At 44.3% G+C, this 14785-nt stretch carries 13 protein-coding genes; all 13 read right to left on the bottom strand.

The genetic code is table 11. The features are described 5' to 3' along the window. Positions 1 to 60 precede the first annotated feature (60 nt). Positions 61 to 1395, bottom strand: coding sequence for a replicative DNA helicase (gene dnaB / locus ABS301_RS21325; RefSeq protein ID WP_349667922.1), 1335 nt, complete (start codon positions 1393 to 1395; stop codon positions 61 to 63). A gap of 11 nt (positions 1396 to 1406) precedes the next feature. Next, entirely contained in the window at positions 1407 to 1853 is a 447-nt protein-coding gene (gene rplI, locus ABS301_RS21320; RefSeq protein ID WP_349674120.1) for a 50S ribosomal protein L9, read from the bottom strand. Then, the gene (locus ABS301_RS21315; protein ID WP_349674119.1) at positions 1853 to 3913 is read right to left on the bottom strand and encodes a DHH family phosphoesterase; all 2061 of its coding nucleotides are present in this window, start codon (positions 3911 to 3913) and stop codon (positions 1853 to 1855) included. Before ABS301_RS21315 ends, rplI begins: the two co-directional genes overlap by 1 nt. Before the next feature lie 112 nt (positions 3914 to 4025). Continuing rightward, positions 4026 to 4430: a LytR/AlgR family response regulator transcription factor gene (locus ABS301_RS21310; protein ID WP_349674118.1), complete on the bottom strand. Its 405-nt coding sequence runs from the start codon at positions 4428 to 4430 to the stop codon at positions 4026 to 4028. A gap of 190 nt (positions 4431 to 4620) precedes the next feature. Then, a complete protein-coding gene (locus tag ABS301_RS21305) occupies positions 4621 to 4962 on the bottom strand; it encodes a P-II family nitrogen regulator (protein WP_349674117.1) in 342 nt (113 codons plus the stop codon). A 17-nt stretch (positions 4963 to 4979) separates the two neighbouring features. Beyond that, positions 4980 to 6215, bottom strand: a complete 1236-nt coding sequence (locus ABS301_RS21300) for an ammonium transporter (RefSeq protein WP_349674116.1) — start codon at positions 6213 to 6215, stop codon at positions 4980 to 4982. A gap of 182 nt (positions 6216 to 6397) precedes the next feature. After that, the gene (locus tag ABS301_RS21295) at positions 6398 to 8104 is read right to left on the bottom strand and encodes a carbon starvation CstA family protein (RefSeq protein ID WP_349674115.1); all 1707 of its coding nucleotides are present in this window, start codon (positions 8102 to 8104) and stop codon (positions 6398 to 6400) included. Between the two features lie 429 nt (positions 8105 to 8533). Next, the gene (locus tag ABS301_RS21290; protein ID WP_349674114.1) at positions 8534 to 10063 is read right to left on the bottom strand and encodes a bifunctional metallophosphatase/5'-nucleotidase; all 1530 of its coding nucleotides are present in this window, start codon (positions 10061 to 10063) and stop codon (positions 8534 to 8536) included. Positions 10064 to 10067: 4 nt separating this feature from the next. Beyond that, entirely contained in the window at positions 10068 to 10877 is an 810-nt protein-coding gene (gene phnE / locus ABS301_RS21285) for a phosphonate ABC transporter, permease protein PhnE (RefSeq protein WP_349674113.1), read from the bottom strand. A 13-nt stretch (positions 10878 to 10890) separates the two neighbouring features. Continuing rightward, the gene (phnE, locus tag ABS301_RS21280; protein ID WP_349674112.1) at positions 10891 to 11712 is read right to left on the bottom strand and encodes a phosphonate ABC transporter, permease protein PhnE; all 822 of its coding nucleotides are present in this window, start codon (positions 11710 to 11712) and stop codon (positions 10891 to 10893) included. Continuing rightward, positions 11709 to 12467, bottom strand: a complete 759-nt coding sequence (gene phnC, locus ABS301_RS21275) for a phosphonate ABC transporter ATP-binding protein (RefSeq protein ID WP_502877991.1) — start codon at positions 12465 to 12467, stop codon at positions 11709 to 11711. Before phnC ends, phnE (ABS301_RS21280) begins: the two co-directional genes overlap by 4 nt. Positions 12468 to 12548: 81 nt before the next feature. Beyond that, positions 12549 to 13664, bottom strand: a complete 1116-nt coding sequence (locus ABS301_RS21270; protein WP_349674110.1) for a phosphate/phosphite/phosphonate ABC transporter substrate-binding protein — start codon at positions 13662 to 13664, stop codon at positions 12549 to 12551. Between the two features lie 52 nt (positions 13665 to 13716). Beyond that, entirely contained in the window at positions 13717 to 14691 is a 975-nt protein-coding gene (locus ABS301_RS21265; protein ID WP_349674109.1) for a LacI family DNA-binding transcriptional regulator, read from the bottom strand. Between the last annotated feature and the right edge of the window lie 94 nt (positions 14692 to 14785).

Raw genomic sequence — 14785 nt, 5'->3', positions numbered from 1 at the left:
CTCTGGGAAAAACAAATGCATTTGTTTTTCCCAGAGGGGCTACCCCTTTTTCTATCCTGCTCATTGCCGGGCCATGTTTGCAAACTTCGTATACTCCGGTCTCCACACCAGATTCACTGTTCCAATCGGACCATTTCTCTGCTTGGCTATAATAACTTCCGCTATATTCGGCATATCAGTATCCTTATTATAATAATCATCTCGATACAAAAACATAACCACATCGGCATCCTGCTCGATTGCTCCCGACTCTCTAAGATCCGATAACATCGGCCGATGATCCGGCCTTGTCTCACAGGCTCGGCTTAACTGGGACAGCGCTATTACCGGCGCACTTAACTCTCTTGCAAGGGCTTTTAATGATCGGGAGATCTCGGAAATCTCCTGCTGACGATTCTCTCCGCCTTTTCCGCTTCCGCTCATCAACTGTAAGTAGTCAATAATCACTACGCTTAACCCGTATTCTAACTTCATCTTCCTGCACCTGGAACGTAGCTCCATAATTGAAATTCCAGGGGTGTCATCTATAATTAACTTGGAATTTCCTATTACCCCGATTCCTTCCACTACCGCATCCCAGTCACTATCCGATAACGTTCCTGTCCTTAACTTCTGGGAATCTACATTGGACTCCATGGCCAGCATACGGTTTACTAACTGCTCCTTTGACATCTCCAGACTGAATACCATGGCTGGAAGACCCTTCTTCACAGCGATATGATCTACCAGATTCAATACGAATGCAGTCTTACCCATAGAAGGACGAGCCGCAATCAGAACGAAATCTGACGGCTGAAGTCCGGAAGTCTTATAATCCAGATCAATAAAACCGGTTGGAACTCCTGTTACGGTTCCCTGATTCTTGGAGGCTTCCTCAATTTTCTCCAGTACATTCATGGCTACCTGACGAATGGGTACGAAATCTCCGGAATTACGGTTCTGGAGTAAGTTAAATATGGTCTTCTCTGTAGACGCCAGAATATCCTCCAGAGGTTCCTTTCCTGCATAACAGGTATTGGCTATATCCTCGTTTATCTTAATCAGACGCCTTAATACAGCCTTGTCCCGTACTATTTTAGCATAGGACCTTACATTCGCAGAGGTTGGAACTGTCGTAATGATGTCTCTTACAAATTCCAGGCTGGATACCTCAGGGGGAACATCTTTTTCTTTTAAACGGTTCTGCAACGTGATTAAGTCCACCGGCAGATTCTCATTAAAAAGCTCCAGCATGGCTTCAAACATGACGCCATACTGGTGCTGATAAAAATCTCCTGCTGTAACGATCTCGGAAGCAGCAATGATCGCATCCCGATCCATCAGCATGGATCCGATGACGGACTGCTCAGCCTCAATGCTGTGAGGGAGTATCCGTTTGATCAGGGCCTCATCCATATCTGTGCCTCCTAGCTCTCTATTACCTTAACATTCAGTTTCGCAGTTACATCCTTATGAAGCTTAACAGGAACCTCATGGGTACCAAATGTCTTTAACGGCTCAGGAAGAACCAGTTTCTTCTTATCAATATCCAGTCCAAGCTGGTTTGTGATCGCCTGGGCAATCTCCTTACCGGATACGGAACCAAATGCTCTTCCGCCTTCCCCTGCACGGATTGTCAGCGTAATGGAAGATTCTTCAATCTTCTTACCCAGCTCTCTTGCTGCTTCCAGCTGGTCTGCTGCGATCTTCGCTTCATTGGCTTTCTGAAGTTTTAAGTCGTTTAAATTTTTTGTATTTGCTTCCATTCCCAGTTTTTTCGGGAGAATGAAATTTCTTGCATATCCGTCATTGACCTTAACGATCTGTCCCTTTTTTCCCAGTGCTTTTACATCTTCTAATAATACAATATCCATTATGATATGTCTCCCTTCTCTAACATCTCTTTAATAACCGCTTTTACCTGGTTTCTTGCTTCTTCTATGCTTACACCGGCAAGCTGGGCACCTGCAATGGTTCTGTGTCCGCCGCCGCCAAGCTTCTCCATCATCACCTGAACATTGACTTCGTCAATGGAACGGGCACTTAAATATACCGTATTGTTATACTCTGTCATAACCACAGAAGCCTTAATGCCTGATATATCTAACAGTTCATTGGCTGCCTGTGCACCTACTACGGTTGGGCTGTCAATTCCCTCAGAGGGGCATGTGCTGATAGCAAAGTTTCCTTCAAAGATCTCAGCCTCTCTGACTGCTTCCGCTTTTGCCTTATAATCATCAAGATCATCCCGGAACAGCTTCCTGACACGGACAACATCTGCACCGTTCCTTCTTAAAAAGGCTGCGGCTTCAAAGGTTCTTACACCTGTCTGATTGGTGAAATTATGGGTATCGATCACAATTCCTGCATATAGAGCATCTGCTTCCGCAGATTTGATCTTAATTCCATCAGCAATGTACTGAAGCACCTCAGCTACCATCTCACAGGCAGAGGATGCATACGGCTCTACATAGGATAAAACCGCATTATCAATGATCTCACTGCTCTGTCTGTGATGATCCAGAACCACGATGGTTTTCACCATACGAAGGAGCTGGGGTTCATCGGTAATGCTTGGCCGGTTCACATCCACTACAACAAGCAGGGTATTGGCATCAACCAGACTGGCTGCTGCATCACCTTTTAAAAATAAATCCTCCGGATAATCCGGATTACCCACAAACCGGTCCTTCATGGGACGGACGGAAGTGGTGACTTCATTAATAACAATATTAGCCTTTTTGTCCATGGCAGTAGCAATCCGGTAGATTCCAACGGCAGCGCCAAAGGAATCGATATCGGTCAGGCGGTGTCCCATAATTAAGATCCGGTCCTTCGTTTCCATCAGTTCCCGCAGTGCATGTGCCTTTACACGGGCCTTTACACGGGTTGTCTTCTCCACCTGGGGAGCTTTTCCTCCAAAGTACTGGATTCGTTCTCCATCCTTGATCACTGCCTGGTCGCCGCCGCGCCCAAGTGCCATATCAATGGCAATTCTTGCAAAATCTAAATTCTTATAGTAACTGTCGCCGTTCATTCCAAGACCAATACTTAATGTGACCGACATTTCATTGCCGATATTGACGGTCTTCACTTCTTCCAGAATGGAAAAACGGTTTTCTTTCAGTTCTGCAATGTAACACTGCTTGATGGCGACGAAGTACTTGTCTTTCTCCAGCTTTTTTACAATTCCATTCATAGTGGTGATGTACTTTGTGATCTTTCGGTCAATGAGCGCCGTTAAAAGAGAGCGGCGTACTTCTTCTACGCTTTCCAATGCCTCATCGTAGTTATCCAGATAAATAAGACCTGCAACCATCTTCTGGTCATCTACCATCTGTTTATATGTGAGAATCTCTGTTTCATCAAATAAATAAACTGCCAGCAGCGTATGTTCTGCATCATTCATTCCTTCAGTTTCGCTCATCAGTTCCGATGCATCGTTCATATGCACTGCTTTGAGCTGAATCTGATACTTCCTGTCATTGCATACTCCATGAAGTGTTACAGCTCCATCTGCCAGCTTCAGCACATCTTTTGTAATCTCCGGAAAGATACCGGTTAAATTCTTTCTCGATGCCCTGATATGCTTCTCTTCTCCCAGAACCACGGAAAATTCGTCATTCCCCCATAGAATTCTACCAGTTTCATCTGCAATTGCGTAAGGAATCTCAAGATCATTGAGGAGCTTCTTCTGCATCCAGGAGTACTCTGCAGAGAATTCCACAAGACCGCTTAGCAGACGTCTCTTTCTATAAAAAGAAAGCCAGAAGGCGATACCTGCATACATCAGCGTAAACAGAGCCATAATGATCCCTGCTTTTGCGCTCACTGCACCGATCACTGCATTGGCAACAATTAACAGTCCGGTTAAGTAAAGAGGCCATTGCATGTAGATCCCCAGCTGTCCCTTTATTTTAAACTTCTCTTTCATATTTAACTCCTTATGGAAAAAAGGTTCTTTTTTCACTATCTTCCTATTATAACATAGGATATAGGGTTCGTCCATTAAAAAGCAAAAACGGGGAAGAGACGAACCCCTGGGTCTATCTGGCTATTTCAGCCGTACTGTCGGCCTCTGCCCCTGACCTTTTCTCTTTATATAAGCGTATCACCTTACCGATCTGCGCCCTTGTGTATGGCTTAACAATAAACGCAAATACACGAATTTTAAATGCTTCCAATGAAAATCCCGGGATTCCGGACAGAAGTACAACTTCTGGCGGTTCAGGAAGTTCGTAAAGTTTGGATGCCAGTGTAATACCACTGATATCCGGCATGACAATATCCGAAAAAACCAGATCGACCGGATGTTCCTTTATAAACTGCATTGCCGTAATGGCTTCCGGAAAGCTTCCGCACAATTCTATTTCACTCATATCCTTTAAAATACCTGTCAGTTTCACCAATAGTTCCTCTGAATTATCTACAACTACAACCCTGATGCTCATAACTCCTCCGCTAGTCCATTTATAATTTCTTTTAATCGTTATGGAAATATGATAATTATAACGATTATCTGGTTTTAATTCAATGGGCATATGCCCCGATCTATCATATTCATTCCCATAAAAAAATGTTTCTAACAAAAAAAGGCAGTAAAACCGGAAAAATCCTGCTTTACTGCCTTATAAAATACAACTATTTAATTGCGTCATCTCCCCGCTCTCCTGTGCGGATTCTGACGGCATCCTGTATATCGGATATAAAAATTTTACCGTCACCATACTCTCCTGTATAAGCTCGTCTGGTAATTGCGGATATTACGGCCTCTGACTTGTCGTCAGTAACAAATAATTCTATCTTTATTTTAGTAAGGAAATTATAATCCACCTCTGCTCCACGGACAAACTCCGTCCAGCCCTTCTGATTTCCGCAGCCCATCACCTGCATAATACTGAGCCCGTTTAATTTCAGTTCGTCCATAATTTCCTTAATATCTTCCAGTTTTTCCGGACGGATAAATGCTTCAATTTTCTTCACGTTATAATCCCCCTTCCTTAATCCATACCATTAAATGCAGGATAAGCAGTCTCCCCATGCTCTGAGGTATCAAGTCCTGTCATTTCGGCTCTTCCTGAAACTTTTATTCCTTTGGTTATGGCAGACGCAATTCCTGCGGCAATCAGAGTACCTGCCACTGCAATCAGGATCGTAATTGCAATCGCACCAATCTGGCGAAGGAATAACTGAATCTCACCGTAAACAAGCCCATTGTATGGCAAAGCTGGATTTATGCCTTTATTTGCAAAAATACCGGTAGCAATCCCTCCCCAGATCCCGCCGATTCCATGACAGCCAAATACATCAAGAGCGTCATCGTACTGAAATCTTGGTTTTACCCTGGTGATGAAGAAATAACAGATGGGGCTTACGAGAGCTCCGATTATGACAGAGGCCCAGATTGGAACGAACCCTGCTCCCGGTGTAATTGCCACAAGGCCAATTACTAACCCTGTTGACGTTCCCACCAGAGTAGGTTTGCCATTTTTTATTACCTCAATCAGTACCCATGAAAGCATGGCAGAAGCTGCCGCTGTATTTGTTGTCATAAAAGCATGAGCCGCCAGTTCATTGGCTCCCAGAGCGCTTCCTGCGTTGAAACCAAACCAGCCGAACCACAAAAGGGCGGCTCCCAGAAACACAAAAGGAACATTGTGTGGATGATAAGGTGCTTTGCCAAGATTCTTACGTTTTCCAAGTATGATAGACAGAACCAGTGCGCTCACACCGGAACTGATATGTACCACGTCGCCTCCGGCAAAGTCCACAGAGCCCATCTGAAAGAGCAGTCCGCCTCCCCACACCATATGGGCCAGGGGATAATAAATGAGAAGAGACCAGAGCACCATAAAAATAACCAGAGAGGAAAACTTCATACGTTCTGCAACCGCACCTGTGATCAGTGCCGGAGCGATAACTGCAAACATCATTTGAAAAATGGCAAATATAAGTGTATTGGGGTAAGGAAGAGTCACATCGGTTAAGGTATCGAAAGATAGTCCGAACCAGTTAAGATTTCCAATGACACCTCCAATATCTCCGCTAAAGGACAGGGAAAAACCAACCAGAACCCACATAATGGATCCGATTCCCATCATAATAGCTGAAGACATGATCATGTTTACAACACTTTTCCGTTTTACCATACCCCCATAAAAAAATGCAAGTCCCGGGGTCATAAGAAGTACAAGAGCGGAGCTGATCAGCATCCAGGAAATATCTCCATGATCCATAAAAACACCTCTTCCGTTAATTTTGAGCAAAAAAATTAAGCCATAATCGTGTGCGTCTCTGCACTGATTATGGCTTCTTTGCCTTAAAGTTAATTATATAAATTACATTGCTAGACTAATACATGATTATAGTTTTGTCAAGTAAATTATTAAAGTTGAATTGGTATTTTTATGAAGTACCTTTAAGCTAATACATTTTCTCCAGTACTTGCGTCATTTTCGGTCTCTTTTCCTACTAATTTTTTCAAACCTTCTACGGCAACTACCATTCCCAATATTAGCAGCAATACTGCGAAAACAAGCTGAAGTGCATTGCCAAATACAAATTTACCCGACAGAGACGAGACTAAGTCCTTAATTTTTAATCCCAAAGCGGTAAAAGTAACTCCCAGCATAATGACCATAGGTCCCCACAGCATAAAGCCCTTCCGGCTGGTTTTCTTTAAAAACACTGCACATGCAATTAACGCCAGTGCGGAAAGCAGCTGGTTTGCGGAACCAAATAGGGGCCAGATACTGCTGTAACCAGCTCTTGATAATGCATAACATAAGATCAGGGTAATAATTGTTGCAAAGTACTTATTGGTCAGGAGTTTATTTAAGGAGCTTCTTTCCTCTTGCGGCGTATCATCGGCAAAAAATTCCTGAAAAGCAATTCGCCCAACTCTGGCTACAGAATCAAGACTTGTCATGGCAAATGCAGAAATAGACAGGGTAATCAGTGTGTAACACAACGTTTCCGGAAGTCCGATTGTTGTTAAAAAAACAGCGATTGCCCTTGCAAAAAGCTGGGGCGGTGTTCCAGCAGGAAGTCCTTCCTTCGTGGCAACAAATCCCGCCGCGATCAGGGCTGCAATTGCAAGGAGGCTCTCAAGCAGCATTGCGCCAAAGGAAACCGGTAGCATATTCCTTTCGTTCTTAATCTGTTTTGAGGCAGTCCCGGAAGCCACCAGGGAATGAAAACCGGAAACTGCGCCGCAGGCAATGGTAACAAAAAGGGTAGGAAACAGATACGAGATGCTTCCGCCTGCGCTTACCAGTTTAAATCCGGTAAAAGATGGAAGGTTCATGGTAGGATTATACACGATGATTCCAATTACCGATCCCACGATCATGGCTATTAAAAGATAGCTGTTTAAATAATCCCGGGGCTGAAGCAGTGCCCATACCGGAGTTACGCAAGCAACTATTACATAAATAAACACAAAAATAAGCCAGATATTCTGAGGGATGTAAATCGGAAAAATCAGTCCCAGCCCTACAGATAATACCAGAAGTCCAATTGCTGTCAGCGTATTAACCATTTTGCCAAATTTGCTGTATTTTAAGAAAAACCCAAGAACCACTGCAAACACAATAAACAGCATTGACGTGGTTGCCACTGCTCCATTGGCGGTCACTGGCGCTCCCTCAGTTGAAAAACCGTTAAATGTGCCCGCCACAATATCTGCAAACGCTGCCACTACCAGAATGGAAAACAGCCAGGTAAATAAAAGAAACAGCCGCTTCCCCATTTTCCCTATGTAAAGCTCAATGATATATCCAATGGAACGTCCTTTGTTTTTTACAGAAGCATACATGGAGGAAAAATCCTGTACAGCACCAAAAAATACTCCTCCAAGCAGGATCCACAGTAAAACCGGAAGCCAGCCAAACATGGCTGCCTGAATCGGCCCGTTAATAGGCCCGGCTCCGGCTATGGAAGCAAACTGATGACCAAATACAACATTGGTATCCGCAGGAACATAATCCACCCCATCCTCCAGTTCAAAAGCCGGAGTTTTTGCCTCCGGGTCAATTCCCCAGGTCTTTGCAAGATATCTTCCGTAAATTAAATACGCTCCCCCAAGAAATAAAATCGCAAGAACCATCATAGTTAAACCATTCATAGAATCTCTCCTTTCATACTCAGACAAAAGCCACATACATTTGTCCCTGATAACGAAAAAAGTCCCTGCATCAAAAGATGCAGAGACGAATGAACCAATCCGCGTTACCACTCTGTTTGCTGCAAATTGCAGCCGCTTAAATCCACCGCCTGTCGGGCAGCGGCTCTTTGCTAACGGAAAGACCCGTCCTTACTTAATCAATCCTCCTGTCGGGAAGTCTTTCAGTTCGGAACTCATGGGTGATGGTCTGTTCCTTCCTTTGCGCCCTTTCCATCTGACGAGCTGCTCTCTGTAAAGGAATGTGGGGAATCAGACTGTATCCCAGTCATTGCTTTTTCGATATCACATTTGCTGAAATGGAGTTTACCACTTTACAGTGAGAAATTCAATACTTTTTCTCAACAAGAACATACATAATATCTATATCATTTATAACCTGTGGTTATATAAGTTCATACCGCCACATCGTCTTATCTCCGTATGAGGGTGGTTCTTTAAATACTCCAGTGCAAGTTGGGGAACATCTGTGCCAAATCGCTCTAACACGGGACACTGTTTGTAAACCTCATAGCCTCCTGTTCCACTTGCACGGTAATCGCTCATACACAGCTTCAGCTTCCTGTCCTCAATTGGTTTGCCATCAAAAAGAATACTGACCACTCTGTCTCCTACCGGTCTTTCCAGATCAATCTCATATGTAATCCCGGCAAAATAATCATAGTTATAATGCTCCACCTTAGGCTTTAGGAATACTTCTGATATCTTAACCATTCCATGATTCATAGTAAAGTATTCTCCACAGCGTTCCAGTGCCTGCTTTAAAACTTCCTGGTTAACCTCCAGTACCACCAGAGTATTGGAGAAAGGATAAACTCTTACAAGATCCCGCATGGTGACATGTGCTGGAAGTGCAATGGGATTATTGCCAAGTCCGATGCAGGAAATATCAGCTTTGGTATACTCCATCTGTATCTGATTAAAAAAGTCTGCCACCTGACTTCCGCCAAGCGCCATTTCAAGCTTCTCTTTTTCCGGTATGGCTTCCTTTAAGCTTCCGATTTCAAGATCCAGCCAGTTTTGTACCTGTCCCTCCAACGGAAGCAATGATTCATATGGTTCCCTGTTGTGGCAGGATCCTGCTGGCAATATGGAGGAAGAAACTTTGCAGATTCCATCTTCATATTCCATTTCAATACAGGCATACTGAACAGCATTGGCCGTCAGCTGCAGTGTGTGGGTTCCAAAGCAGTCTCTCCCCTTAACCGTCATATGCTGGTGAGCCGTTAACAAAATATCGTAATTGAGCTCTTTTAAAATCCGGTATCCGATATTTTCATTGCCGGATGTCAGCACTGCTCCGGTCTCCAGATCACATTCATAACCCCCATGATAGATGCAGACCGTAATGTCTGATTCCTTTTTTAAATGTTCCAGTTCTTTCTTCGCTGCAGCAAATGCATCCGTAATCTGGATTTGCTCCAGGTGTTTGGGGTTTTCCCATACATTTACGTAATCTGTAACAATACCGGCAACTCCCAGGCGAAGCCCGTTTTCCAATGGAAAGATATAACTGGAGGTAATTCCTGTGTCCCCTTTTAAATCATTTGTATTAGCACAAAGGCAGACTGCATTTAGTTTTTTCATATAGCCCGATAGCCGGTCATAACCAAAGTTAAAATCGTGATTTCCAGGTACGACTGCGTCATAGTAAGCCGCATTGTACACCTGCGCCAACGGTTCATTTTCTAACAGTTCTCCGGCCTGTTCTGTGATAAAAGCCGCCATGGGGGAGCCGGATATGGTGTCTCCCCCATCAAAGATCAGCGTATTCCCATCCTTTTCAAAATTGGAAATACAGTTTAAAAGTCCCATGGGACGTTCCGTCTTATCCCCATAACTGGTGGGAAACAGATAGCCATGAACATCCGAAGTATAATAAATTTTTGCATTTCTTTTCAATCATTTACCCCCTTGCCAGCTTCACCCGGATTCTGGTGGAAATATATTCCACGATCAGAACCAGAAGGATGAGCCCTACCAGTATAGCGCCTGCCTCATTCCACCGGTAGGCATTCATGGCAAAGATTAACGGAGCTCCGATACCTCCTGCTCCAACCAGACCAAGAACTGTGGCATCTCTTAAGTTAATATCAAACCGGTATATTACCGTTGATGCAAAGTTAGGAATCAGCTGAGGTAAGATTCCATACCGGATCTTCTGAAACGTGTTACAGCCACATGCATCTAAAGATTCCAGAATTCTGGTATCCAGATCCTCTATGGCCTCAATGTACATCTTGGAAACCATTCCAATGGAGCAGACCGACATGGTAAGAAGTCCTGTAAATGCTCCCGGTCCGCTGACACGGATAAACATCAGTCCATATACAAAAGCAGGAATGGTCCGCACCGCCATTATCACCAGACGTGTGACGTAAGCAATGGGAGCCGGCATTAAATTAGATGCGGATAAAAAAGACAGGGGAATTGCCAGAAACGCTCCCACAATCGTGCCTAAAAATGCAATACAGACAGTCTCCAAAAGCAGATAAGGCACTCCCTGAAGGGTTAAATTAAACAAGAGCTTCCCGTCCGGATGAAAGATACCACTTAAAATATTTCCGGCAATCTGTACTCCGGAAAGACCGGTTTTGGATACATCCACTGCCGATCCGGACCAGATAAGCATAGCAAGGACAATGGCAGAGACCGTAACCTGATACACGGTATTCCTGGGACGTTCTTCATAGGCCTTTTCAATCTGTTTATTCATAGTTTGCCACCTCCTATACCAGTTTCCGGCGGCAGTAACGGCTCACCGTTTCTATGAAAAATACAGTAACAAACAGCATAATGAGTATCATACCTACACTGGGATACTCTCTCCAGCCCAGCTTCTCATTTAAAATCAATCCCAGACCGCCTGCCCCCACATAACCCAGAATGGCGGCATAACGTACATTTCCCTCAAAACAGAATAACCCGTTTGATAGATAGGAGGGGAGTACCTGGGGAATAATAGCACGGACAAATGCCCGGACTCTGGTAGCTCCAATGGCTTCCATTGCTTCAAATGCACCCATATCAGCTGTCTCAATTTCTTCGTATAGAATCTTTCCCATATAAGCAAATGTGAACACTGCAATGGCAGTGGTTCCTGCCAGAGTACCCAGTCCAAAAACATAGGTAGCAATCAGCGCAGTAACCAGAGTTGGGAGAGTTCTCACAATACTTAAAAGCAGCCTCATTATACCAACTGCTGCGTTGTTTTTAACGATATTAGTGGAAGCTGCCATGGCAAAGGGGATCACAGTGACAGCACCGATCACGGTTCCAAGAAGTGACATCTTTAAGGTATCAAATAACGGTTTCCAGACCTGTGCGCTGTAGCCCCATTGGGGAGGAGCCATCATTCCAAGAATAACAAAGAACTGGCTTCCCCGTTCCCGTAAAACTCCTAAATCAAATCCTGTAATCTTAACGGACAATGCAGTGAAAAGTACCAGAATCAGTGCAACAAGAGGGAGTCTGGATGCTGGCTTTAAGACTGTTTTTCCGTTTGAAAGAACCATTTTTTTCGGCGGAAATATCTTGTCGTAAATGCTCATCCCACTGCCTCCTCTTCCGTTTTACCTTCATAGATTTCATCAAGAATTTCCTGGGTCACTTCTGTAGCCGGACCGTCATAAACAATCCTGCCTGCCCGGATTCCAACCACACGGCCTGCATATTGCAGTGCCAGGTCTACATGATGAATGTTTAAGAGAATGGTGATGTTCATCTCCTTGTTGATTCTTAGAAAGTCGCCCATAACCTGCTTTGCTGTAACCGGATCCAGAGAAGCAACCGGCTCATCGGCCAGAATAATCTGAGGGTTCTGAGCCAGAGTTCTTGCAAGAGCAACTCGCTGCTGCTGTCCTCCGGAGAGCTGGTCCGCCCGGACAAATGCCTTGTCTAAGATTCCCACTTTATCAAGTGCCTCTAACGCTTCCAGCTTATCCTTCTTTGGAAAGATTCCAAAGAGAGCCTTAAAAAACGGAAGATCCGGTACCTTTGACATGAGAACGTTGTTAATTACCCGGGTTCTGGTCACCAGATTAAAGGACTGGAAGATCATACCGATTCTGCGGCGGAAACGGCGCAGCGCCTTCCCCCTTAATTCCATAACATTGACTCCGTCTACCGTAAGTGTCCCTTCTGTTATGTCATGCATTCGGTTAATGGTTCTTAAAAGTGTTGATTTACCAGCGCCGGATAAACCGATTATGGCCACAAATTCTCCCTGCTCAATCTTTAAATCAACGTCTTTTAAAGCCTGAAAGCCGTTGGAATAGGTTTTGCCCACCTGATTAAATTCAATCATACATACCCTCATTTCCCAGAAAAAAACGGAGGCGCGCTAATTCTTCCGATCACGTCGCCTCCGCAGCCTGTTTTATATTATTTATTTGGCATTTAATTCCTTGATCATCTTCTGTGCTGCACGTTCATCATCATAATCGGAGCTCTTAGCCGCCTGATAACCCTTGTGGCTGTAAATAGCAATGACTTTCTTGCCATCATCCGTATTTCCGATGTTGATCATAGCAGTCTGGACTGCTTTTTTGAAACTGTCATCCATGATCTTGGAAGTCTTGCTTACACTGACTGTATCATTGAAGATTGGAGGGGTTACACCAATAACATTGGTCTCTTCCCAGATGGAACCGGTTCTGCCATACTCTGATTTCCATTTTTCCTCATAATCCCTGCGTGCATCTGCATATGTACATAAAACGTCTACCTGACCGGAAGCCAGTCTGGCAAATGCGCTGCCGTAAGAATCGGACTGAACTGCATGGGAAAGATTTAAAATATTTTTCTCAAAGTTCTTCTGAAGCCATAAAGATGGGTAAATGTATCCTGCTGATGAGGAAGAGGACATTACGCTCCAGTTTACGCCGTCTAAATCTTCAAAGGTCAGTGCTTGTCCGCCATTAATCTTTGCTGCCAGTGCTTTTCCCTTTTCAGAAGGTCCTGCAATGATCAGGGCCCGGTAAGAAGTTGCCTGATTTGTGGCTGCCTCAGTTGCCTTGCCGTCATTCCAATCCTTTGCACTATCGGAATTCTTGCTCAGACCATCTCTGGTTGCAGTCAGAAGTACTTCTGCTCCATCATCGTAAAGAGCATAAGTTCCTCCCGGAATAAAACCGATGTCTGCAGTGCCAGCAGAAAGAGCTTCCCCCACTGCTTCATAGCTGGTTCCAACCGTAATTACCACTTCACCGATATCATAACCCTCTTTGCCCAGTTCTGTCTTTAACAGACCTTTTAAAGGCTCTGTAGCGGTGACGATTTCCTGTGGCTCTCTGGAAGGTACAAAATAAACATTCAGCTTATCAATCTTCTTATTCTCTGCCTTTGTCTCCGCTGCGGTTGTTGCTCCTGCTGCAGAAGAAGTGCTTTCTGTCCCTGCTGCGGTTGTCTCTGCCGGTGCTCCGGTCTTACCTGCGCCAGAACATCCGCCAATCATTGATGCGCAGAGTGCTGCTGCCATTAATACAGAAACTGATTTTTTCATACTGCTCTCCTTTTCGTGTGATTCATCGGTTTTTTCTTGGGATCATGAGGCATTACGCGCTGTCACCCACCTCCAGCTTGGTGGGAAGATAAATTGTCATATTGTCTTTCCGGCCTTCCGTAATCTGTTCCAGCAAAAGCTTGATGGCAGTCTGCCATACAATATCAGGAAACATGCGGACTTTGGTATAGGTGGGCCATTTGGACTCAATGGTCTCAATATCCTTGTAGATCACCACCGCAATATCCTTTGGCACACGAAGTCCTGCATCCTGAAATGCTTCCAAGGCTCCTTCTGCAACTTCTTCACTTCCTAAAAGAACCGCTTCGGGAAGATGACCCGATAAAATGGCTTTCTTTGCCAGCTCATAGCCGCTTTCCCGGCTGATTTCGCCTATGTAGAAATTCTCTTCCGCATAATATCCGCTCTCCATAAAGGAATCCCGGATTCCTTCCAGTCTCCGGTAACCGATCTTTACCTGTCCTTCTTCATAAAGACCGCCTATAAAGCCGACAGAACGATACTTCTTCCGTACCATAAGATAATTAAGCATCTCACAGATTCCCTTTGTAAAATCCATAACAATGCTGTCATACTCATAATTCTTGGGATCCGAGTTAATAAATACGATGCAATAGCTCTGCATTCTTAAAAACTCCATCTCCTCCTGGGAAAAAACACCGAAAGCCATAATCCCGTCATACTGACCCGGCTGATTCTTATCGAGGCGGCAGAATTTCACTTCCTGCTTTCCAGACATGGACTTTACAATTAAGTCCAGGGAGGATAGCCTGATATTGGTTCTGTCCGTACGGATGATATGCCAGTCAGCCACTCCTATGACAATTTCCTTCTTTTTCTGCGCGTGACGCATTCTGGGTGGGACATATTTTAATTCGTGGGCAATTTTAAATATCCTCTTTTTTACCTCCGGGCTCACCGCAATGGTATCATCCTGGTTTAGCACCCGGGACACTGCAGCAGCTGAAACACCCGCAAGCTTTGAAATCTCTTTAATCGTAGCCATAATCTATATCCTCACCTTTCAAATTCATTATAATAACAGTCCATGCCACCGTCAATATGAATAGTAAATTTTTACTAAACTTTTACCAAAGTAT

Source organism: Lacrimispora sp. (genome assembly GCF_031982545.1).
Classification (GTDB): domain Bacteria; phylum Bacillota; class Clostridia; order Lachnospirales; family Lachnospiraceae; genus Lacrimispora.
This window is presented reverse-complemented; position numbering and strand designations above follow the sequence as displayed.

Coding starts and splice junctions, on each gene's coding strand:
- phnC (WP_502877991.1), bottom strand. CDS start 12,467: ATGATTGAATTTAATCAGGTGGGCAAAACCTATTCCAACGGCTTTCAG.
- phnE (WP_349674112.1), bottom strand. CDS start 11,712: ATGAGCATTTACGACAAGATATTTCCGCCGAAAAAAATGGTTCTTTCA.
- ABS301_RS21270 (WP_349674110.1), bottom strand. CDS start 13,664: ATGAAAAAATCAGTTTCTGTATTAATGGCAGCAGCACTCTGCGCATCA.
- ABS301_RS21300 (WP_349674116.1), bottom strand. CDS start 6,215: ATGGATCATGGAGATATTTCCTGGATGCTGATCAGCTCCGCTCTTGTA.
- phnE (WP_349674113.1), bottom strand. CDS start 10,877: ATGAATAAACAGATTGAAAAGGCCTATGAAGAACGTCCCAGGAATACC.
- ABS301_RS21310 (WP_349674118.1), bottom strand. CDS start 4,430: ATGAGCATCAGGGTTGTAGTTGTAGATAATTCAGAGGAACTATTGGTG.
- rplI (WP_349674120.1), bottom strand. CDS start 1,853: ATGGATATTGTATTATTAGAAGATGTAAAAGCACTGGGAAAAAAGGGA.
- dnaB (WP_349667922.1), bottom strand. CDS start 1,395: ATGGATGAGGCCCTGATCAAACGGATACTCCCTCACAGCATTGAGGCT.
- ABS301_RS21265 (WP_349674109.1), bottom strand. CDS start 14,691: ATGGCTACGATTAAAGAGATTTCAAAGCTTGCGGGTGTTTCAGCTGCT.
- ABS301_RS21315 (WP_349674119.1), bottom strand. CDS start 3,913: ATGAAAGAGAAGTTTAAAATAAAGGGACAGCTGGGGATCTACATGCAA.
- ABS301_RS21295 (WP_349674115.1), bottom strand. CDS start 8,104: ATGAATGGTTTAACTATGATGGTTCTTGCGATTTTATTTCTTGGGGGA.